This window comes from Microbaculum marinum (genome assembly GCF_037855135.1).
GTDB classification, from domain to species: Bacteria; Pseudomonadota; Alphaproteobacteria; order Rhizobiales; family Tepidamorphaceae; genus Microbaculum; species Microbaculum marinum.
Genome location: NZ_JAZHOF010000011.1, coordinates 145,181 through 165,392 on the forward strand (window position 1 = coordinate 145,181; position 20,212 = coordinate 165,392).

The following is a 20,212-nucleotide window of genomic DNA, read 5'->3' on the forward strand; positions in this document are numbered from 1 at the left end:
GAACCTTCGGCGGGTCACGCCGTTCCTTCAACCGGAAAGCCTTGCACGCCGAGTCCCGATTGGCGGGTCTTGCGGGCCGGCAGGCCTTGAGACCGAAGGAACCGCATGCGTACGGGAACGCTCACGGATCTGGATTCCCGTGGCAGCGGGGTGATGCCGTTCGGGCGGCCGAAGGCCGCTTTCGATCCCATCCTGAACAGTTCATCGCGTCGCATCCTGCATCAGCATGCGCGGCAGGAGGACGCCGGCCGGGTCGGCATCTGCGCCACGGTCGACCTGTTGAGGCAATGGGGCTGGCTCGAAGCCGTGCTGCCGGCGAAAGCCGGCGGCTCGGACCTGGGCAGCGGCGGCGCCGGAGCGGAGAGGTCGGTGCGCGCGCTGATCGAACTCGCCCGGACGAACCTGTCAGCCGCGCGCCTGTTCGAAGGCCATGTCAACGCGGTCCACCTGCTCGACCTGTATGCCGGTGAGGACCTGCGTGCGCGCGCCTTCGATGTCGTCCGCCAGGGCGGTCTCCTGGGCGTGTGGGGCGCCGATGCGACGCCGCCGGTGAGCCTCGATCCGGCGTCCGGGGTATTGCGCGGACAGAAGCGCTACGCCTCGGGTCTCGGAACCGTTGCCGAAGCGGTGATCTCGGTGTCCACGGACGACGGCGTGCGCCTGTGCCTGGCGAACGTGTCGGATCCGGTGCGGCAGGACGGTTCGACCTGGACGATGAACGGCATGCGCGCCAGCGCATCCGGGAGCTACGACTTCGACGGTCTCGACAGCGGCGGCTTCACCATGTTCGGTGCGCCCGGCGCCTACCACCGGGAACCCTATTTCGTCGGCGGGGTCTGGCGGATCGCCGCCATTCAGCTGGGCGGAACGCTGGGGCTGCTGGAGGCCGCCCGCGACCGACTGGCGGAGCTCGATCGCCTGGACGCGCCGCCGCAGATCGGCCGGCTGGCCGGCATCCTCCAGGAGTGCCTGGGGGCAATCGGCTTGGTCGAGCGTGCCGGCAAAATTGCCGGCGGTATCGAGGGAATGTCCGATCCGGACAGGGCGGTCGCGCTGTCCATCTTCGCGCGCCTGCACACCGAGGAGGTCGGCCAGAGGGCTCTGTCCGCCATCGAGCGCTCCATCGGCCTCGAGCATTTCGACGACTCCAGCGAGACGGGCCGGAAAGCCCGCGATCTCGCCGTCTACATGCGGCAGGTCGCTCGCGACGCCCTGCAGGCGCGGGCCGGTGCGACCGGGCTCGACGTCGATCGCGATATCCTGGGGCTCTGGCATGGCTAGCCTGCAGCCAGCCCCCTGCGACCGCGATCGCGTGCACTGGACGGCCTCCGATTTCCATCGCGGCAAGCCGATCCTCGTGCTGAGCCCGCATCCCGACGACGAGTCCCTGGGGTGCGGCGCCCTGCTCGCCGAGTGCTTCGAAAGCGTCGGGGCGCATGTCGCCTGCATCACCGACGGCCGCCACTCGCATCGCAAGTCGCGGCAGTGGCCGGGCCCCAGGCTGGCGGCACTGCGGCAGTGCGAACTGCTCAGCGCCGTGTCGATTCTGGGGGGAGAGGCGGAGGATGTGACGTTCCTGGGCTTTCACGACTGCGATGCCCCCGAAGACGAGGCCGACCAGCTGCAGACGGCCATGCGCCTTCAGGCGCTTTGCGAGAGGCTCGATGTCGGTGCGGTGTTCTCTCCCTCCGGCCGCGATCCGCACAAGGACCATCTGGCGACGTTCGGCATCGCCCGGCGGCTGCACGAGATCGCGCCGTCGCTTCGCATGTTCGTCTATCCGGTCTGGTCGCGCTGGCACGACGCCCGCGCCGAGGCGCTCGGACCGCGGTCCAGCCTGCGCATTCACGCCGCCGCCTGCCGGCTCGCCCAGAAGCAGGCGGCGATTGCCGCCCATCGCAGCCAGAGCGGACGCGTCGTCACCGACGATCCCGAGGGCTTCACCATGCCGCCGGGCTTCGCCGAATTCTTCGCTCGCAGCGACGAATACTATTTCGAGGGGATCGCCTGATGGGCATGGCCATCGAGCATCTGACCGGGCTCTACGCGAAAACGCCGGATCCGTGGAACTTTCGCACCAGCGCCTATGAGGACGAGAAGTACCGGGCGTCGATCGCCGCGCTGTCGCGCCACCACTACGAGGCGATCCTCGAGATCGGCTGCGGCAACGGCGAACTGGGGAAGCGGCTGAGAAGGCTTGCCGACCGCTACGCAGGTCTCGATGCGGTGCCGGCCGCAATTGCGGAGGCGCGGCTGGCGGTTCCGTCGGGGGAGTTCCACTGTGATTTCTTTCCCTGTCCGCTGCCCGGCGGGAGCTTCGACCTGATCGTCGTCTCCGAGTTCCTGTATTTCCTCGACGAGGCGGGGATCGCCGACCTGGCGGAACGGATCAGGACCGCCTGGCCGCTGGCGGAGGTGCTCAGCGTCAACTACACCGGGCCGACGGGCAACCATCTGCAGGGCGAACCGGCCGCGTGGATGTTCATGGAGGCGCTTGGCCGGGGCTATCGCGCGGAAACGGTGCCCACGTCGGGGACCTACCGGATCGATCGGCTGACGCCCCGCGGGCCGGGCGAGGGCGGCGTCTGATGGTCTTCGGAAACGACGATGAGGGCGCAGGCGGCCGGGCAGCCGTGCGGCGGCGCTGGCTCAGCCGTCCGGTCCGCGGCCAGGGCAATGCAATCGCCGCAAGTCGGGATGTGGCGGTGGTCATCCCGGCCCGCAACGAGGAAGCACGCATAGACCGGTGTCTCGAGGCGCTCGCGCTGCAGGGACCGGCCGCGCTGGCACGGACGTTCATCGTCCTGGTGGCGAACAACTGCACGGACATGACGGTCGGACGGGCCGTCGATGCGGCAAGACGGCTCGGACTTGCGCTGCACGCGCTGGATCTGGTCTTCCCAGACGGCGGCAGCGTCGGGCTGGCCAGGCAGGTCGGCTGCCGCACCGCCCTGACGCTGCAACCCGGCCTCGGCTACATCCTGACTTCGGATGCCGACGGACGCGTCGCCCCCGACTGGGTGGCCAACAGCGTTCGGCACCTTGAGACGGTCGATGCGGTCTGCGGGCGGTTCCACGCCGACCCTGCCGAGGAAGCGCTTCTGCCGGACCACATCCGCCCGGCGGCGGCTCTGGAATACATCTACTTCCAGGCGAGCCTGGAGTTCGAGAGCCTTCTGCGCACCCACTCTTCCACGTCACGGCCACACCATGGCCAGGCAGGCGGCGCCAGCCTCGGCTTCCGGGTGGACGCCTTCGAGGCGCTGGGGGGCTTCAGGGACATGATCTGCGGCGAGGACCGCGAGATCATCCGCCGCTTCAAGGACCGGGGCTACCGCGTCCGGCACGCCGACGACGTGCGGGTGGTCGTGTCCTGCAGACTCGACGGGCGGGCCCCGGGCGGCATGGCCGATTCCATCTCGCGCCGCATCGCCGACAACGACGACTGGGCAGACGAGAGCCTGCTGCCGGCGCGTCTGTTCGTCCGGAAGGGACTTGGCGCAGCGGAGTCCCAGCGCGCCTTCCATCTCGGCGATCCGGCGGAGCCAGCCCACCGGCTGCGTCCGTCCGGCCTCAGCCGCGAAATAGACGCGCTGACCTCGGTCAACGCGCGCCTCAGGATGGCACGCCCCGGCGATCTGGTCCGGACGTTGCGGGACATCCTTGCGAGCGACATGGCGGCGGACGGGGACCCACCGGTCTGAACCGGAGGCCGCCGCGGACTACTTCGACTTCGGCTTCGCCGTCCCGATCGCCGCGCCCTGCAGATAGTGCTTGCCCGGCTCTGCAGTAATGTCCACCGCATCTTTCTCGAACAGCACCACGACGTCGGAGCCGCCGAACTGGAAGAAGCCGAATTCCTCGCCCTTATGCAGTTCGGCGCCGACGTCGGGGGTCAGCTCGACACTGCTGACCGGCCCCATGCCGATCGGCAGGATGGCGACGTAGCCGATCTCCTCGGTCTCGAGCACGATGAGGCCGCGCTCCTGGCGGAACTGGTAGCCCGCGCCGTCGGTGAGGTAGGTGGAGCCGTCCGGCTTCTCGAAGACGCCGATATAGGCGAAGCCCGGCAGGATCTTCTTCTCCACCACCTTGCCGGCGAACGGCACGTGGAAGCGGTGGTAGTCGGTGATCGACAGGTAGAAGTGGATGAACTGGCCGCCGGCGAACCTTTCGGCGTATTCGGTGTCCTTCAGCAGGTCGGAGATCCGGTGGGTGACGCCCTTCACCTCGGTCGTCGCGTCGTCGGTGATCGGCGTCGACCCCTTGTAGACGGAGTCCCCCGGCGAGACGATCGTCCGGCCGTCGCCGAGGCCGGCGATCGGACGCTTGCCGGGCTTGATCTCCCGGGCGAAGAACTGATTGAAGGTCAGCCAGCCGCTGGGGCCGACATAGTAGTCCTCCATGTTCATGCTCGGATCGTCGTAGAAGGTCGACAGGCCCCCGATCGACAGCGGCGAATCGAGGAAATGGCCCCATTCGGAGACCACTTCCTTAGACCAGTTCTCGAATTCCGGGCTGGTGCGCAGCGTGTCGGAAATGTCGGTGATGATGTAGAGCGGGCCGAGCTTGTCGTCGATGTTCCGGTTGGTGGGAACAAGGCGCACGATGCCGTTGATGTAGGTCTCGAACTGCGGAATGTCGGTGATGCCGTCCATGCCCGCGTCGGCAATCGCCTTCTTCAGCGCCGCCTCGAGCTCCGGCTTCGCCAGCAGCAGCGACTTCAGCGATTTGACCGACTTGGAGTCGCCGTAGTTGCTCGCCTGCGCGATAGCGGCGGGAAGGATAAGGAAAAGCGCCGCCGCGACGGCGATTCTGAGCGATTTCATTGCAAGGCCTCGAACGTCGGCGTTCCGCAGCGGGAACCGGAGCGTCGAGACAGTAGCCGCCCGTCCGGTCGTCAGCAACCAACGGCCGGAGCATCGCTCCTCGGCTTCCCGGGGCGCAACATGCCGACATGCCCGTGCCGTTTCGCCCGAATGCCCACCTCTCCCCGGCGGGGAGAGGTCGCGCCGAAGCAGCGGGTGAGGGGGCGCCCAGGGGACCGGCTCACGCCCTAACCCCTCACCCGGATCGCTTGCGCGCTCCGACCTCTCCCCATGGGAGAGGTGGGGTGCCGTACGATAATTCCCGCGATCATCGCCGCCGGCGACTTTTGCAACCGTGATATGGGCGACACGCAGTATCGCGGCACGCTGGACAGCCCGCGCGCCAGGTTCCCGGGTCGCATCATCCCGGACATGCCCGTGCCGGTTCGCCCGGACGCCCACCTCTCCCCGGCGGGGAGAGGTCGCGCCGAAGGCGCGGGTGGGGGGCGACGACGGGACCGGCTCACGCCGTAACCCTTCACCCGGATCGCTTGCGCGCTCCGATCTCTCCCCATGGGAGAGGTGTGGTGCCCGCCCCCCGGCTTCCCGGGTCAGCTCCCTGGCGGAAACAGCACGCCGGGGTTCATGATCCCGGCGGGATCGAGGAGGTGCTTGATCTGGAGCATCAGGTCGTAGCGGTTCGGGTCGCTGAGCCGCTTCAACTCGCCCACGAGCTTGCGCCCGATGCCGTGCTCGGCGCTGAAGGAGCCGCCATGCGCAAGGGCGATGTCGTTGATGAGGACCTGCACGTCGTCGGCCGTCTTCGCCGGGTCCCGCTCGGGGCCGTCGCGGTCGTACAGGAACATCGCGATGAAGTGCACGTTGCCGTCGCCGAGATGGCTAACGACCACGGGAATGGCGTCCGGAAACGCCTCGACCAGCGCCGCCGAGGCGGCTTCCAGGAAGGCGGGAACGGCGGACACACGCACGGATGCGTCGAGTGTGGTGCCGAAACCTGCCTTCAGGTTCGCCTCGGTCACGGAATGGCGCAGCTTCCAGAACTCGCGCGCCTGCGCCGTGCTGCGGGCCACCACGCCGTCCAGCACCCGTCCGGAGGACAGTTCCCCGGAGAGGAAGTCTTCGAGCCTTTCCCGCAATCCGGCCTGGTGGTCAGGGTCGCCCAGGTGAATGACGACCGCCCAGTCCGGCAGGGTTGCGAGCGGCGACCGCACCGCCGGCAGCATGTCCTCGACGATCCGGATCTGCGAGCCGGAGAGAAGCTCGAAGGCCTGCACCGCCGTGTCGAAGCGGTCCTGCATCCTGGCCAGCAGTTCGAGCGCCATCGCCGGGCTCGCGACGCTGACGAAGGCATCCGCGTCGGCGTGCAGGGCAGGGTGCAGCTTCAGCGCCGCCGCCGTGACGACGCCGAGCGTTCCTTCCGCGCCGATGAAGAGATGGTTGAGGTTGTAGCCGCGGTTGTCCTTGCGCAGCGCGCTGAGGTCGCTCAGCACCGTGCCGTTCGGCAGCACGACCTCAAGCCCGAACACGAGATCGCGCATCGGGCCATAGCGCAGCGCGCCGGTGCCGCCGGCGTTGGAGGAGATCAGGCCGCCGACCTGGGCCGTGCCCTCCGCCCCCAGGTGCAGGGGGAACTGCCGGCCGACGCTTTCGGCCGCCTCGTGCAGGGTCGCCAGCACCGTGCCCGCCTCGGCGACCACTGCCGAGCCTTCCCGATCCAGCTCGCGGATCGCGTTCATCCGGGAGAGGCTGAGGACGATGCTGCGATCGCCGGCGTGGGGCACGCTGCCGAAGCACATGCTGGTGTTGCCGCCCTGCGGCACGACCGGGACGGATTGCGATGCGGCGAGCCTCACGACGGCGGCGACCTCCTCGGTCGAGCGGGGCAGCACGACGGCGACAGCATCGCCATGCACCTTGTCGCGCCAGTCGTTCAGGAAGCGGGACCGGTCACCGTCGGTGACCACTCCGCCGGGCCCCACGATCGCCGCGAGGCCGCCGAGCAAATCGTCCGCCATCGGTGGTCCTCCGCTCAGGCGCTGCGTGCCATCCGGCCCGACGTGGAAACGTCCGGCACGTCCCGCATGACGCTCCTCAGCCGGGCGTCGGTCTCCGGCGTGACGTCGACCAGCGGCAGGCGGACCGGGCCGACGTCGTGGCCGGCAATGGCCATCGCCTTCTTCAGCGGCCCGGGGTTGGGCTCGCAGAAGAAGGCCTCGATCATCGGGTAGAGATCCTTCTGGAGGACCGCGGCGCCGGCGAAATCGCCGGACGATGCCCGGTTGAAGCATTCGACCCAGTGTTCGGGATAGACGTTCGCGGTGGCGAGGATGGCACCCGGCGCGCCGAGCACCATGTGCGCGACGAGCAGGCTGTCCTCGCCGCTCATCACCGCCATCCTGTCGCCGGCCGCGCGCATCACGCGGGTGAACTTCACCATGTCGTAGTTCGAATACTTGATGCCGATCGCGACGCCCTCTTCGGCAAGGGCTGCGACCGTCTCGGGCGCATAGCTGACGTTGGTGCGGGTGGGAATCTCGTAGAGGACGATCGGAAGGCCGACTTCATCGCGCATCCGGCGGTAGTAGTCGAGGAGGCCCTGCTGGCCGGCGATCACGTAGAACGGCGTGACCACCATCAGCGCATCGACGCCGGCTGCCCCGAATGCCTTGCCGGCAGCGGCTGCTTCCTCGAAGCCCGGCGACAGGACGCCTGCAATGACCGGACCGCGCCCCTTCGCGGCCGCCACCGACGTCTCGATCACGGCGAGGCGTTCGTCGTGCGAGAGCGCCGTGTACTCACCCGTACCGCCGAGCGGCACGATGCCGGCGGCTCCCGCGGCGAAGACCCTGTCGATGAGCGCCGACATGGCTGCCGGATCGAACTTTCCGGCCTTGTCGAACGGGGTGACGAGGGCGGGTAACACGCCCTTAAGGTCGGCGGCTACGAGTGACATGGTGACCTCCAGATAAGTATGGACTCAGATGAAGCCGAAGAACCGCGGCAGCGTCAGCGAAATCGCGGGGATGTAGGTGACGAGCAGCAGCACAAAGAGGCAGGCAAGCAGGAACGGCAGCGACTGGCGAACGATCGCACCCAGGCTCTCGCCGCTCACCGCGGATCCGAGGTAGAGCGCGAGCCCGTAGGGCGGGGTCAGCAGGCCGATCATCACGTTCATGACCATGATGACGCCGAAATGGACCGGATCGACGCCCATTGCCGCCAGAATCGGAGTGAACAGGGGCGCAAAAAGCAGAAGCTGCACGGAGTCGCCAATCCACAGCCCGTTGATCAGGAAGAACAGGTTGATCATCAGCAGCAGCGCCCAGACCGGCAGGTTGGCACCCTCGATCAGTGCGCCGAGTTCGCTCGGCACCCGTTCGTTGGCGAGGATCCAGGAGATGATCGTGGCGAAGCCGACGATCAGATAGATCGACGCCGACGTACGCGCCGTCCGGTCGACGATCGCCCAGAACTTCCGGAGCGTCAGATTCCGGTAGGCAACGACGCCGATCAGGACCGCGTAGGCGACCGCAACGGCTGCCGCTTCCGTCGCCGTGAAGATGCCCGAGACGATACCGCCGATGATGATGACGGGCATCAGCAGCGCCCACATCGCCTCCAGCACGATGCGGACGATCTTGACGAAGGTCAGATTGCCGATCGGGTTTGCCGGGAAGTTGCCCAGGCGGGTCATCACGAAGACGACGGCCATCAGCGCGGCGCCGATCAGAATGCCGGGTATGGCGCCCGCCAGGAACAGGGCCGCGACAGACGTCTGGGTCAGGCTGGAGAAGATGATGAAGGGAATGCTCGGCGGGATGATCGGTCCCTGCACGGCGGAACTGACGGTGAGGGCGGCGGCGAAGTCGGCGCGATAGCCGTCCTTCTTCATCATCTCGATCTCGACGGGGCCGAGCGCGGAGATGTCGGCGAGCGCCGATCCGGAGACGCCGCCGAACAGCATCGAGCCGACCACGTTGACGTAGGCGAGGCCGCCGCGGAAGCTGCCGACCAGCAGCCGCGAGAAGCCGAGAAGCCTGTCGGTCATGCCGATCGACGTCATGATCTCGCCGGCCATGATGAACAGCGGGATCGACAGCCAGATGAAGACGTCCATGCCGGTGAACATCTTGTGGGCGAAGATCGGCAGCATGGACAGCATGCCCGGCTCGACCAGGAAGTAGGCGAGGCCGGCGAAGCCGATCGCGAAGATGACCGGGCTGCCGAGCAGCAGCAGACCGAACAGCAGTCCGATGATGACGAGGAGCGAGCCGTCCATCTCGGCCTCAGATCTCGGCCCGCAGGACGGTGGGCTCGTGATGCTCAGGCGGGCCGCGCAGCAGGTCGCGCAGCGCCAGCACGAGCATGTGGAACAGCATCAGGCCGGCGCCGACCGGAATGGCCAGATAGGGCCAGAACCACGAGATCTGCAGCGCCACCGTGGTGCGGTTGGCGGAGAAGGTCGCCAGGTCGATGCCCTGCCAGAACAGGACGCCCAGCAGTCCGGCGAGCAAGACGCGAAACAGCACGTTGCGTGCGACCAGCAGCCGGCGCGGCCACAGCTTGTCGAAGAAATCGACGGTGACGAGCTGATCGTCCTTGATCAGCAGCGATCCGGCCAGCATCACCACCCAGATCATCAGGTAGCGCGCGGCCTCCTCCGGCCAGGGGAGGGAAAAGAGGAACACGTAGCGCAGCACCACCTGGAGGAACAGGATCGCGGCAATGAAGATCAGCATCAGCCGCGCCATCGTGCTGGCGATCCAGCCGAGGATGTCGGCCGTCTTCTCGAGAACGTTGAGCATGGGTACGACCTGGCTGGTGACGCCGCGGATGAGGACGGGCGACGGTCTCGCCGCCCGTCCGGGGTCCGATCAGACGGTGATCAGTTCGTGCCGCCGATCTCGGCCTGGGCGTTCTTGATCGCCGCGTCGAGCTTGTCGAACCATTCCGCGTCGACCTTCTCCTCGAGCACCTTGCGGACCGGCTCGCGGGTCGCCTCGACGAACTGCTGGAATTCCTCGGGAGTCGGCGAGTAGATCTCGACGCCGGCATCGGCGATCTTCTTGAGATCCTGCGTTTCCTTGGCAGCGATGATGCCGAGCATGGAGTAGGTGGCAAGCCGCGCGGCACGGTCGAACACCTCGCGGTCCTCCTCGCTGAGGCCCTGGTAGAACTCCTCGTTGATGAAGACCAGCGGCATGTTCAGGAGGTGGTTGTCGAGGGTGTAGAACTTCTGCACTTCCTCGAGATGACCGAGAAGGATGACGTAGGGGGCGTTCTCCTGGCCGTCGACGACGCCGGTCTGAAGCGCGTTGTAGAGCTCGCCCCAGGCGATCGGCGTGGCCGACGCGCCGAGAGCCTCGACCATGGCGAGATGGATCGGCACCGGCTGGACGCGGATCTTCAGGCCTTCCATGTCCTTGGGCGTCTTGATCGGCCGCACGTTGTTGGCGAAGCTGCGGAACGCCGAGGGCAGCCACGAGATGATGCGGATGCCGCTGGCCTCGGCCACGGCGTCGGACAGGTCCTGGCCGAACTCGCCCTGCATCACGGCCCGGCCCACCTCGAGCGAGGGGAACGTGTAGGGCATCTCGACGATCTGGATGCTGGGATAGTAGCCCGCGAGCTGGCCGGCGTTCTGTCCGGCGGTCATCTGGATGATGCCGCGGGCGGTCTGCTCGGTCAGCGATTCAAGGTCGCCGAGCTGCGAGTTCGGAAACACCTGGAGCGTGTAGCGGCCCGAGGTGCCGGCCTCGAGGACCTGGTTGAAGATCTCCGTGTAGGCGTAATAGGGGCAGTCGACGATGTCGCCCTCGCAGTCCACGGTCGCGAACTTGACGATCTCCTGGGCGCGGGCGTCATGCGACGAGACCGGGGAGAGCACCGCTCCGACGGCGAATGCCGCAGGTGCCAGCCCGAGAAGCAGCTTCGAAATTGATGTCATGTTCCCACCTATTGTTTGCTTGATCATTCGAAGGGTCGGCATCGCCCCCGGGCCGGTGTCCCGGTCAGGACCGCGACCGAAACGGGCGAGAGGGATGCCGGAGCGGCGTGACCATTGCGGCCCGGTAGCCGGTGCGGACCGGTCCGGCGTCCGGTAGCGACCGGGGCCGGGAGACTGCGGGTGCCGTTCCGCGGACGTTCCTCGATGCCTGCGATGCCCGTTGCGACCCGGGACGGACTGACGGATATCAGCGTGCGGACCACGTTGTCGCGGCTCGCCTCCCGCCGACGCCCGTCCGGCCGTGTGTCGGTTCCCAACATTCGCCCCGCCTGCTGAACAGCTCGAGAAACGCCTCCTCGAACCGTTGCACGATTGTCTTATAGGCGCAATGTTTTCTTTTAATAGAAAATTGGCAAGTGCCGGCGTGGCACCGGAACTAAGCCTGCCGTTCGGCCGCCAGCGCGGCGGGAAGGGGCCGGAACAGGATGCCGGGGTCCAGATCCTCGATTGAGGTCTGTCCGGCAAAGGCCAGGCACTGGCTGATTTCCTCGCGCAGGATGGCGAGCACGTGCGCCGCGCCGGCACGGCCGGCAACCGCCGTGCCGAAGAGGACGGAGCGGCCCAGAAGCACAGCACTGGCTCCCATGGCGAGGAGCTTCACCACGTCGCTGCCGCGCCGGATGCCGCTGTCGGCGAACACCGTCATCTTCTCGCCGACCGCTTCGGCGATCCCCGGCAACACGTCGGCGGGCGCAACCGCGCAATCCAGGTTGCGGCCGCCATGCGCGGACACCACGATCCCGTCGGCGCCGAGGTCGGCGGCCCGGCGGGCGTCGTCGACATGCAGCACACCCTTGAGGACGAGCCGTCCCCGCCAGTCGCGCCGCAGGTCCTCGACATCCTCCCAGGTGACGCGCTCGGACAGCCGGACCCTGTCGGATACGGCCCGGCGCGTGAGCGCCGTGCGGAACTCGGGCGGATAGTTCGCATAGGTCGGCATGCCGCCCTGGCGCAGGTAGCGCAGCAGCACCTGCCAGGTCCAGCGCGGGTGGCGTGCGACGTCGAAGGCGGCTGTGGCCGAGGGGACGATCGGGATCGCGAAGCCGTTTCTGGTGTTGTATTCGCGCTTCGGCGATATCGGCGTGTCGACCGTCAGGACAAGCGTCGTCGCGCCCGCCGCGGCCGCTCGTTCGAGCAGCGCCCCGACCAGGTCGCGGTCCTGCCAGACGTAGAGCTGGAACCACAGGTCGGCGTCCGGAGCGCCGGCCCGGATCGCCTCGATCGACGTCATCGACTGTGTCGCCGCGCAGAACGGGAGCCCCGCCGCCCCGGCGGCACTCGCGAGCGCCACTTCGCCGTCGTGCCACAGCAGTCCGGCAGCCGCGGTCGGCGCGACGATCAGCGGGCAGGGAAGGGTCCTGCCGAAGATCCGCGTCGACAGATCGATGCCGGAGACGTCGCGCAGCACGCGCGGCACGATGCGGACCGCGTCCAGGGACCGGCGGATCGCCGCGAGGCCCGTTTCGTCCTCGGTGCCGCGGTCCACATATTCGAACAGGCCGCGGGGCAGTCGCCGCCGGGCCCCGTGCCGGTAGTCCGCGACGTTCAGACAAACCATCTTCGCGATCCCGCCCGCCGTGTCCGCTTGCTGCCCCGATCGGATGCCCGGGTCCTCCGGAGACACGGTTGCACATGCCGTCATTTTGCGGAAGCGATAAAAATATTCGTTTCCTCAACACGCCGGCGCTATGGTGGCGCTGATGAAAATTGAGTAGGTCAACGACCGTGAGTCCTGTCGCGGCGTTCGCCAGCGGGCGTTCGCTCAGGATTGAAGGCCGGGCCGGAAGGGAAGCCGATGAACATCGATATCAAGGAACCGGGGGGTGCCCTGTCGGGGAACCCGAAGGTGCTGGAGGTCGGTGCCAAGCTGCAGCAGTTGCGCCGCGAGCGCAGCTGGACCCTTCACGAGGCGAGCCGGGCGACCGGGATTTCGGTATCGACGCTGTCGAAGATCGAACGCGAGGCGCTGTCGCCGACTGTGACGACGCTGTCGCGCATCGCCACCGGCTTCGGCATAGAGGCGGCGACGCTGCTGACCGACGACAGCGGCGGCGCGACGGGGCGGCGCAGCATCACCCGCAGCGACGACGGCAAGCTCAGTCCGACCGGCACCTGCGACAACGTCTGGCTGTGCAGCGACCTGGCGCAGAAGAAGATGGCGCCGATCCGCACCCGGGTGCGGGCGCGCGACATCAGCGAATATTCCGAATGGGCCCGCTACAATGCCGAGGTCTTCGTGACGGTGCTCAGCGGCACGCTGGTGGTGCACAGCGACATCTACGCCCCGGTCGTGCTCAACGAGGGCGATTCGATGTACTACGACGCCAACGCCGGGCACGTCTGGACGTCGGAGGGCGAGCAGGACGCCGTCGTCCTGTGGGTTCACACGCAGTGAGGCGGCGGCGGACCGGCCGGTCCGCCCGGATCCGCCGCCGAACGTACGGCCTCAGCAGTCCAGCGTGTTGTCGCGCTCCCACTGCGTCAGATGCTTGCAGTAGGCGGTCCACTCGTTGTGCTTCAGCTTGACGTAGGCGTCGCAGAACTCGCTGCCGAGAGCCTCGCGCAGCACCTTGTCCTTCTCGAAGGCGCGGATCGCGTCGAGCAGGTTGAGCGGCAGCTTCTTGGCGCCGCGCACCTTGTGGCCGTCGGCGTACATGTCGATGTCGAGCCGCTTGCCGGGATCGCGCTCGTTCTCGATGCCGTCGAGGCCGGCGGCCAGGAAGGCGGCCTGCATCAGGTAGGGGTTGGCCGCCCCGTCGGCGAGCCGGAACTCGAAGCGGCCGGCGTCCGGGATCCTGACCATGTGCGTGCGGTTGTTGCCGGCGTAGGTCACGGTGTTCGGCGACCAGGTGGCGCCCGACAGAGTGCGCGGCGCGTTGATCCGCTTGTAGGAGTTCACCGTCGGATTGGTGATCGCCGCGAGCGCCTCGGCGTGGTGCATGACGCCGCCGAGGAAGTGATAGGCCTGCCTCGACAGCCCGAGCTCGCCCTTGGCGTCGTGGAACAGGTTCTTTTTGCCGGCCTTGTCCCACATCGACAGGTGGACGTGGCAGCCGTTGCCCGTCAGGTGGGCGAAAGGCTTGGGCATGAAGGTCGCACGGAGACCGTGGTTCTCGGCGATCGACTTGACCATGAACTTGAAGAAGGCGTGCCGGTCGGCGGTGACGAGGACGTCGTCGTAGTCCCAGTTCATCTCGAACTGCCCGTTGGCGTCCTCGTGATCGTTCTGGTAGGGGCCCCATCCCAGCTCGAGCATCGCATCGCAGATCTCCGAGATCACGTCGAAGCGGCGCATCAGGGCCGACTGGTCGTAGCAGGGCTTTTCCTGCCGGTCACGGCCATCCGAGATGTCGGTGCCGTCGGCATTGATGATGTGGTACTCCGCCTCGATCCCGGATTTCGGCCGCAGACCCAGGGCGTTGGCTCGCTCGATGAGGCCCTTCAGGACGAGACGCGGTGCCTGGCCGACGCCGCTGCCGTCCATTGCCAGATCGCCGGCGACCCAGGCGACCTCCGGCTTCCACGGGAGCTGGATGACGCTGTCGCCGTCGGGGACGGCGAACATGTCCGGATGCGCCGGCGTCATGTCGAGCCAGGTGGCAAAGCCGGCGAAGCCGGCCCCGTTCTTCTGCATGTCGGCGATCGCCTGCAGGGGCACCAGCTTGGCGCGCTGGATGCCGAACAGGTCGGTGAAATTGATGAGGAAGTAGCGAATCTTGTTCTTCTTGCCGAAGTCGGCGAGATCGACCGCCATTTTTGCTGCTCCGTTGTCTCGTCCGGCCATGCAGTGCGGCATGCGTCAACTGCCGACCCCGTCAGCGGGTCGTGCGCGTGCGCCTGTACGTCCGGAAGTTCCCCTCAGAATACGACCGCCGGCCACGGTAGCAACTAATGGAGGCCCCCTCAACTACCCGGAAAAAATGTTTCCGCGCATGAATGATTGGTGGTGCTAAGCAGGCGGCTCCCGGGTGGCGGCGAGCGGGTCAGGACCGCACGTAGCTGATCACCGAGAGGAACACGATCGGCAGACTGTTCAGTTCCTCAGGGCCGTGCGGCGCGTCTGCGTCGAAGTACAGGGAATCGCCGGGCAGCAGGCGGTAGGTCCTGTTGCCGTGCCGATAGGTGACCTCGCCTTCCAGCATGTAGATGAACTCGGTGCCGGCATGCTGGAAAACGGGAAAGACGTCCGACTCGGCGCTGAGCGTGATCAGATAGGGCTCGACGACGAGGGGACCGGTCGGCAGATGGCCTAGCAGGTTGTACTGGTGTCCGGCCCGGGTGCCCCGGCGTTCGATCTCCAGACCCTGACCGGACTTGACGAAGGTCGCCGAGTGCGTTTCCTCGAAGGTCCGCATCAGGGCGGTGACGGGCACGTGCAGCGCGCGGGACAGCGCCTGCAGCGAGGCGAGGGATGGCGAGGTGCCGCCGTTCTCGATCTTCGAGAGCATTCCCGCGGACAGACCCGATGCCTTGGCCAGTTCGGTGATCGTCATGCCGAGCTTTTCACGGAATGCCCGCACCTCGCGTCCGATCGCCTTTTCCAGCAGCCGCGCGCCGGCATCGTCGCGGGCATGCGGATCCTGGAACGGATATTCGTCCGTCGCCTGTTTCGGCCGGCCGGTGCGACCGGCGGATTGCCTCGCCTTCGCCATGATACAGTGGCTCCAACGTCCTTTTTTCCTGTGATGAAACTATCCGGCTTGCGCAGCGGTGTCGACGAACTCGCTGCCTCCCCCGGGATAGGTCCGTCACCTGAGGGGCCGACGTCGCGCGCCGCAAAGAATCGGGCGCTTGCCGGGGGCAGGCGATGGCGGATACATGCGACCCTTCCGCAAAGACCCGGCGGGAGGCGCAGCCGGCATCGAACCCCGCAGGCAACAACAGGGACGCGAAACCTCATGAAGGACAGGGTCGCCGCGACGATCGGACTGCTCGGAGAACTCGTTTCGTTCGAGTCGCTGTCGCTCAGAACCAATCTCGATATCGTCGCGCACATCCAGGCCTATCTCGAGGGGCTGGGAGTGGAGGCCGTGCTCAGCTACGGGGAGGACGGCGAGCGGGCGAACCTGTTCGCCACGATCGGCCCGCGGATCGACGGCGGCGTCGTTCTGTCGGGGCATACCGACGTCGTTCCCGTCGACGGACAGGACTGGCAGACGCCGCCGTTCACGCTGGTCAACCGGGAGGGCCGGCTGTTCGCACGTGGCTCGGTCGACATGAAGGGGTTCATCGCCTGCGCGCTCGCCGCGGTGCCGATGTTCCAGGAGGCCGACCTGAAACGGCCGATACATCTGGCCTTCACCTTCGACGAGGAAACCGGCAGCCGCGGTGCCCGCGTGCTCAGCCAGGAGATGGGCGGCTATCCGGTGAAGCCGGCGATCGCGATCGTCGGAGAGCCGACGGAGATGAAGATCATTGTCGGCCACAAGGGCGGCTACGAGCTGAAGACCACGGTCACCGGGCTGGAAGGCCACGCCTCCGACCCCTCCAGGGGGGTCAACGCGATCTTCTTCGCCACGCGGATGATCGCTCATCTGGAAGAGGTCGCCCGAAACCTCGCCGCGCGGCCGGAGCCACGCTCGGAATTCGATCCGCCGTTCTCGACGATCAGCGTCGGCACGATTGCCGGCGGCATCGCGCGCAACGTCATCGCCGGGACCTGCGTGTTCGACTGGGAATTGCGGCCCGTACCCGGCGACGAGGCGGACGCGATCCTTGCCGGCATAGAGGACTACGTGCGCGAAGAGTTGAGGCCGCAGATGCAGGCGATCTCGCCGGATGCCGACATCGTCACCGTGCTGGAGGACGCCTATCCCGGCCTCGGCACGTCCGAGGATGCCCCCGCCGTCGCGCTGGTGCGCGACCTCACCGGCATCAACAGCGTCGGAACGGTGCCCTTCGGCACGGACGCGGGCTATTTCGACCGGGCGGGCATGTCGACCGTCGTGTTCGGCCCCGGCTCCATCGAGCAGGCGCACAAGCCCGACGAGTTCATCGAGCTGAGCCAGATCGAGGCCTGCCAGGTCTTCCTGGAGAAGCTGTGCGCCCGGCTCTGCCGGGAGGCGTGAGACTGGCCGCCCCGGCTGCCCGGCGCGGTTGAACGCGCGCGCGGCGCGCAACAGCGGCGGCTTCGCCTGGCTTTACGCTGGATCCCGGATCAAGTCCGGGATGTAATCAGTGCTGTGGGCAGGTGCTTCGCCATACGACAGGGGTACGCCCCGGCCCTGAGCCGGGGCCCAGCGTTACGAGCGGCCGAAGGCGCTATTCTTCTGGCTGCGGATGTTCTGGTGAGGCACGCCCTCGTGGTTCGGGACGCGGGCTTTGCCCGCTCCTTACCATGAGGGCTGGGTGGGGCGTGGGGCAAGCCTGTCCCGACCATCCGCGTCTCCTCCGCGGGGGCCGTGGCGGAGCGGAGGGGTGTCAGACGGCCAGCCAGCCGCCGTCGACCGGGATCGCCGCGCCGGTGATCATGCCGGCGGCGTCGGACGACAGGAAGGCGATCGCTTCGGCGACGTCCTCGGGCGAGGCCAGGCGGCGCAGCGGTGTGCGGTCGAGGATGTCCTGCCGCATCGAGCCTTCGGAGAGCAGGTTCCGGGTCAGGGCGGTTTCGACGAAGGTCGGCAAGACCACGTTGACCCGGATGTTCCTGGGCGCCCATTCGGCGGCAAGCGCCCGCGTCACGTTGACGAGGCCGCCCTTGCTGGCGTGATAGGAGAGGTTGGGATAGAGCGAATTGCCGACCGCCCCCATGATCGAGGCGACGTTGACGATGGCGCCGCCGCGAGCTGGATCGGCCTGGAGGGCGAATTCGCGCGAGCAGACGAAGGCGCCGGTGAGGTTCACCTCCATCACCCGGGACCAGGTGTCGGTGTCGAGCTCCGTGGTGGGCACGCGGGCGCCGATGCCGACATTGTTGACCAGGATATCTATAGGGCCGAACTCCGATCTCGCTTCGGCGAAGGCCGCCCGGACGTCGGCTTCCACGGTCACGTCGCAGACACACGTCAGGAACCTGGTGGCCCGCTCCGAGAATTCGTCCGAGACGGCGGCGAGCGCGTCCCGGTTGGCATCGATGACGACCACGTCGGCGCCGCGGGCCGCACAGAGGCGGGCGGTCGCCAGGCCGATGCCGCCGGCACCACCGGTGACCAGGGCCCGGCGGCCGTCGAGGTTCAGTCGTTGCGTCGCACTGGCATCCATGTCGCAGCCTCAGTTCTTCGATTCGGGGCGGCATCTTGTCCCATATACGGTCCGGTTGGGACAGACGGCGTGGAATACTGTCGGGCGCGTCCCGCATAGGCGAACTCGGCAATTCTGCCGGTTGACGAAATCGTTCCGCTCGCCGATGTGAAGGCAAACCAAGGAGACGCACGATGTTCATCGCCATGAACCGCTTCAAGGTCGTCAAGGGTGCGGAGGCCGATTTCGAGACGGTCTGGCGCGATCGCGACAGCCACCTCGACACGGTGCCGGGCTTCGTCGAGTTCCACCTGCTGAAGGGGCCGGAGCACGACGATCACACGCTCTACTCCTCGCACACGATCTGGCGCAGCCGCGGCGATTTCGAGAACTGGACCCGGTCCGAAGCCTTTCGCAAGGCGCACAGGAATGCCGGCTCCAACAAGCCGCTCTATCTCGGCCACCCCGAATTCGAAGGCTTCGAGCCGGTGGTCTCGCTCAAGGCGACCGCCGGCGCGGCCTGAGATCCAAGGCCGGCGGCAGCGCGCCGGCCGGTTTCGCCCCGATCCGATCGGATCCTGCCCCTCGCATCGACAAGTACGGAGAGTGACGTGAGCCAATACAAAGACATCCTTGCCGGCAACGGCCTTCCGGAGACGGTAACCTCCGGCGGTACGCTGGCGGTCCACACCCCGATCGACGGCTCCGAGATCGCGAAGGTGCACCAGACATCGGCCGGAGACATGGCGGCCGTCATCGCATCGGCGAATGCGGCCTTCCGGACGTGGCGCAGCGTCCCCGCCCCGGTGCGCGGCGAACTGGTCCGGCTGCTTGGCGAGGAACTGCGCGCAGCCAAGGAGGATCTCGGCCGGCTGGTGTCGCTGGAGGCCGGCAAGATCCTGTCCGAGGGGCTGGGCGAGGTGCAGGAGATGATCGACATCTGCGATTTCGCCGTCGGCCTGTCGCGCCAGCTCTACGGATATACGATTGCGTCGGAGCGGCCGGGCCACCGGATGATGGAGACCTGGCATCCGCTCGGCGTCGCAGGCGTCATCACCGCCTTCAATTTTCCCGTCGCGGTGTGGTCGTGGAACACGGCGCTGGCGCTGGTCTGCGGCAACGCGGTGATCTGGAAGCCGTCGGAGAAGACGCCGCTGACGGCGCTCGCCTGCGCCAGGATCCTCGACAAGGCGATCGCCCGCTCGGGCGCCGCGCCGGAGGGCCTGCACCAGGTGGTTATCGGCGGCGCAGATGTCGGCGAGGCGCTGGTCAATTCGCCGGACGTGGCGCTGATCTCGGCGACAGGCTCGACGCGCATGGGCAGGTCGGTCGGACCGAATGTCACCGGCCGGTTCGGCAAGCTGATCCTGGAACTGGGCGGCAACAACGCGATGATCGTCGCGCCGTCCGCCGACCTCGACCTGGCGGTGCGGGCGATCACCTTCTCGGCGGTCGGCACCTGCGGCCAGCGCTGCACGTCGCTCAGGCGCGTCATCGTGCACGAGAGCATTCGCGCCGACCTGGTGGCGCGGCTGACCAAGGCCTATTCGTCGGCGCCGATCGGCAACCCGCTGGACAGCGGCACGCTGGTCGGTCCGCTGATCGACAAGGCAGCACTGGAGCGGATGCAGGCGGCGCTTGAAACGGCGAAGGGCGACGGCGGCACGGTGCACGGCGGCAAGCCGGTGACCGACAAGGTTCCCGGCGGGGCCTATGTCGAGCCGGCGATCGTCGAGATGCCCGGTCAGACCGACATCGTCCGCGAGGAGACTTTCGCGCCCATCCTCTACGTGATGGGCTATTCGGAACTCGACGAGGCGATCGAAATGCACAACGACGTGCCGCAGGGCCTGTCGTCGTGCATCTTCACCAACGACCTGCGCGAGGCGGAGACGTTCCTGTCGGCGGTGGGCTCGGACTGCGGCATCGCCAACGTCAACATCGGCCCCTCCGGCGCCGAGATCGGCGGCGCGTTCGGCGGCGAGAAGGAAACCGGCGGCGGGCGGGAATCCGGTTCCGACGCCTGGAAAGGCTACATGCGCCGCCAGACCAACACCATCAACTATTCCCGCGAGCTGCCGCTGGCGCAGGGCGTCAAGTTCGACGTCTAGCGGTTCGCGGATCGCAGATCCGCCAGAGCATGTAGCGGAACAAACGTTGCACCGGCCGGGGCTCCCCGGCCGGTTTTTCTGTGTCG

18 protein-coding genes are annotated in these 20,212 nt (G+C 67.4%); 8 read left to right on the forward strand and 10 right to left on the reverse strand.

Going from position 1 to position 20,212, the window contains the following annotated elements; genetic code table 11:
- Positions 1–105: 105 nt before the first annotated feature.
- The 4 genes from V3328_RS22960 to V3328_RS22975 are packed head-to-tail and all read left to right on the forward strand — an operon-like array spanning position 106 to position 3,704.
- Positions 106–1,281: an acyl-CoA dehydrogenase family protein gene (locus tag V3328_RS22960; RefSeq protein ID WP_340332059.1), complete on the forward strand. Its 1,176-nt coding sequence runs from the start codon at positions 106–108 to the stop codon at positions 1,279–1,281.
- Positions 1,274–2,011: a PIG-L deacetylase family protein gene (locus V3328_RS22965; protein ID WP_340332060.1), complete on the forward strand. Its 738-nt coding sequence runs from the start codon at positions 1,274–1,276 to the stop codon at positions 2,009–2,011. The genes V3328_RS22960 and V3328_RS22965 overlap by 8 nt, the downstream gene beginning before the upstream one ends.
- On the forward strand, positions 2,011–2,589 hold the full coding sequence (locus tag V3328_RS22970) for a class I SAM-dependent methyltransferase (protein WP_340332061.1): 579 nt from the start codon (positions 2,011–2,013) through the stop codon (positions 2,587–2,589). The genes V3328_RS22965 and V3328_RS22970 overlap by 1 nt, the downstream gene beginning before the upstream one ends.
- Positions 2,589–3,704, forward strand: coding sequence for a glycosyltransferase family 2 protein (locus V3328_RS22975; protein WP_340332062.1), 1,116 nt, complete (start codon positions 2,589–2,591; stop codon positions 3,702–3,704). Before V3328_RS22970 ends, V3328_RS22975 begins: the two co-directional genes overlap by 1 nt.
- 18 nt (positions 3,705–3,722) lie before the next feature.
- On the opposite strand, the gene V3328_RS22980 is transcribed toward V3328_RS22975, so the two are convergent.
- From V3328_RS22980 to V3328_RS23010, 7 genes are all read right to left on the reverse strand, one after another.
- Positions 3,723–4,829: a phosphatidylserine decarboxylase gene (locus tag V3328_RS22980; protein WP_340332063.1), complete on the reverse strand. Its 1,107-nt coding sequence runs from the start codon at positions 4,827–4,829 to the stop codon at positions 3,723–3,725.
- Between the two features lie 590 nt (positions 4,830–5,419).
- Positions 5,420–6,844 carry an FAD-binding oxidoreductase gene (locus V3328_RS22985; protein ID WP_340332064.1) on the reverse strand — a complete coding sequence of 475 codons (1,425 nt, stop codon included), beginning with the start codon at positions 6,842–6,844 and terminating at the stop codon, positions 5,420–5,422.
- A 14-nt stretch (positions 6,845–6,858) separates the two neighbouring features.
- Complete coding sequence (gene dapA / locus V3328_RS22990) at positions 6,859–7,782, reverse strand: 4-hydroxy-tetrahydrodipicolinate synthase (RefSeq protein ID WP_340332065.1); 924 nt, start codon at positions 7,780–7,782, stop codon at positions 6,859–6,861.
- Between the two features lie 24 nt (positions 7,783–7,806).
- Positions 7,807–9,108 carry a TRAP transporter large permease gene (locus V3328_RS22995; protein ID WP_340332066.1) on the reverse strand — a complete coding sequence of 434 codons (1,302 nt, stop codon included), beginning with the start codon at positions 9,106–9,108 and terminating at the stop codon, positions 7,807–7,809.
- Between the two features lie 7 nt (positions 9,109–9,115).
- Positions 9,116–9,634, reverse strand: coding sequence for a TRAP transporter small permease (locus V3328_RS23000; RefSeq protein ID WP_340332067.1), 519 nt, complete (start codon positions 9,632–9,634; stop codon positions 9,116–9,118).
- Positions 9,635–9,714: 80 nt separating this feature from the next.
- Positions 9,715–10,776, reverse strand: a complete 1,062-nt coding sequence (locus tag V3328_RS23005; RefSeq protein ID WP_340332068.1) for a TRAP transporter substrate-binding protein — start codon at positions 10,774–10,776, stop codon at positions 9,715–9,717.
- A gap of 436 nt (positions 10,777–11,212) precedes the next feature.
- Positions 11,213–12,394, reverse strand: a complete 1,182-nt coding sequence (locus tag V3328_RS23010) for an alpha-hydroxy acid oxidase (RefSeq protein WP_340332069.1) — start codon at positions 12,392–12,394, stop codon at positions 11,213–11,215.
- 237 nt (positions 12,395–12,631) lie between these two features.
- On the opposite strand from V3328_RS23010, the gene V3328_RS23015 reads away from it, so the two are divergent.
- Entirely contained in the window at positions 12,632–13,231 is a 600-nt protein-coding gene (locus V3328_RS23015; protein WP_340332070.1) for a helix-turn-helix domain-containing protein, read from the forward strand.
- A 51-nt stretch (positions 13,232–13,282) separates the two neighbouring features.
- Here the strand turns inward: V3328_RS23015 and glnT are convergent, their stop codons facing one another.
- Together glnT and V3328_RS23025 are read right to left on the reverse strand one after the other, a co-directional pair.
- A complete protein-coding gene (gene glnT, locus V3328_RS23020; RefSeq protein ID WP_340332071.1) occupies positions 13,283–14,590 on the reverse strand; it encodes a type III glutamate--ammonia ligase in 1,308 nt (435 codons plus the stop codon).
- Between the two features lie 229 nt (positions 14,591–14,819).
- On the reverse strand, positions 14,820–15,488 hold the full coding sequence (locus tag V3328_RS23025) for a helix-turn-helix domain-containing protein (RefSeq protein ID WP_340332072.1): 669 nt from the start codon (positions 15,486–15,488) through the stop codon (positions 14,820–14,822).
- A gap of 246 nt (positions 15,489–15,734) precedes the next feature.
- Between V3328_RS23025 and argE the strand changes: the two genes are divergently transcribed.
- Entirely contained in the window at positions 15,735–16,904 is a 1,170-nt protein-coding gene (gene argE / locus V3328_RS23030; RefSeq protein ID WP_340332073.1) for an acetylornithine deacetylase, read from the forward strand.
- Between the two features lie 352 nt (positions 16,905–17,256).
- Here the strand turns inward: argE and V3328_RS23035 are convergent, their stop codons facing one another.
- Positions 17,257–18,036: an SDR family NAD(P)-dependent oxidoreductase gene (locus tag V3328_RS23035; protein ID WP_340332074.1), complete on the reverse strand. Its 780-nt coding sequence runs from the start codon at positions 18,034–18,036 to the stop codon at positions 17,257–17,259.
- Positions 18,037–18,209: 173 nt separating this feature from the next.
- On the opposite strand from V3328_RS23035, the gene hmuQ reads away from it, so the two are divergent.
- Together hmuQ and amaB are read left to right on the forward strand one after the other, a co-directional pair.
- Positions 18,210–18,539 (forward strand): heme-degrading protein HmuQ, encoded by a 330-nt coding sequence (hmuQ, locus tag V3328_RS23040; protein WP_340332075.1) that lies wholly within the window; start codon positions 18,210–18,212, stop codon positions 18,537–18,539.
- Positions 18,540–18,626: 87 nt separating this feature from the next.
- Complete coding sequence (amaB, locus tag V3328_RS23045; RefSeq protein ID WP_340332076.1) at positions 18,627–20,126, forward strand: L-piperidine-6-carboxylate dehydrogenase; 1,500 nt, start codon at positions 18,627–18,629, stop codon at positions 20,124–20,126.
- Positions 20,127–20,212: the final 86 nt, after the last annotated feature.

Bases quoted from the DNA above. Each gene is read 5' to 3' on its own strand.
- V3328_RS22985 (WP_340332064.1), bottom strand. From the start codon at position 6,844: ATGGCGGACGATTTGCTCGGCGGCCTCGCGGCGATCGTGGGGCCCGGC.
- V3328_RS22980 (WP_340332063.1), bottom strand. From the start codon at position 4,829: ATGAAATCGCTCAGAATCGCCGTCGCGGCGGCGCTTTTCCTTATCCTT.
- V3328_RS23005 (WP_340332068.1), bottom strand. From the start codon at position 10,776: ATGACATCAATTTCGAAGCTGCTTCTCGGGCTGGCACCTGCGGCATTC.
- V3328_RS23015 (WP_340332070.1), top strand. From the start codon at position 12,632: ATGAACATCGATATCAAGGAACCGGGGGGTGCCCTGTCGGGGAACCCG.
- V3328_RS23000 (WP_340332067.1), bottom strand. From the start codon at position 9,634: ATGCTCAACGTTCTCGAGAAGACGGCCGACATCCTCGGCTGGATCGCC.
- dapA (WP_340332065.1), bottom strand. From the start codon at position 7,782: ATGTCACTCGTAGCCGCCGACCTTAAGGGCGTGTTACCCGCCCTCGTC.
- V3328_RS22995 (WP_340332066.1), bottom strand. From the start codon at position 9,108: ATGGACGGCTCGCTCCTCGTCATCATCGGACTGCTGTTCGGTCTGCTG.
- V3328_RS23010 (WP_340332069.1), bottom strand. From the start codon at position 12,394: ATGGTTTGTCTGAACGTCGCGGACTACCGGCACGGGGCCCGGCGGCGA.
- V3328_RS22960 (WP_340332059.1), top strand. From the start codon at position 106: ATGCGTACGGGAACGCTCACGGATCTGGATTCCCGTGGCAGCGGGGTG.
- V3328_RS23025 (WP_340332072.1), bottom strand. From the start codon at position 15,488: ATGGCGAAGGCGAGGCAATCCGCCGGTCGCACCGGCCGGCCGAAACAG.
- V3328_RS22970 (WP_340332061.1), top strand. From the start codon at position 2,011: ATGGGCATGGCCATCGAGCATCTGACCGGGCTCTACGCGAAAACGCCG.
- V3328_RS23035 (WP_340332074.1), bottom strand. From the start codon at position 18,036: ATGGATGCCAGTGCGACGCAACGACTGAACCTCGACGGCCGCCGGGCC.
- argE (WP_340332073.1), top strand. From the start codon at position 15,735: ATGAAGGACAGGGTCGCCGCGACGATCGGACTGCTCGGAGAACTCGTT.
- V3328_RS22975 (WP_340332062.1), top strand. From the start codon at position 2,589: ATGGTCTTCGGAAACGACGATGAGGGCGCAGGCGGCCGGGCAGCCGTG.
- V3328_RS22965 (WP_340332060.1), top strand. From the start codon at position 1,274: ATGGCTAGCCTGCAGCCAGCCCCCTGCGACCGCGATCGCGTGCACTGG.
- glnT (WP_340332071.1), bottom strand. From the start codon at position 14,590: ATGGCGGTCGATCTCGCCGACTTCGGCAAGAAGAACAAGATTCGCTAC.
- hmuQ (WP_340332075.1), top strand. From the start codon at position 18,210: ATGTTCATCGCCATGAACCGCTTCAAGGTCGTCAAGGGTGCGGAGGCC.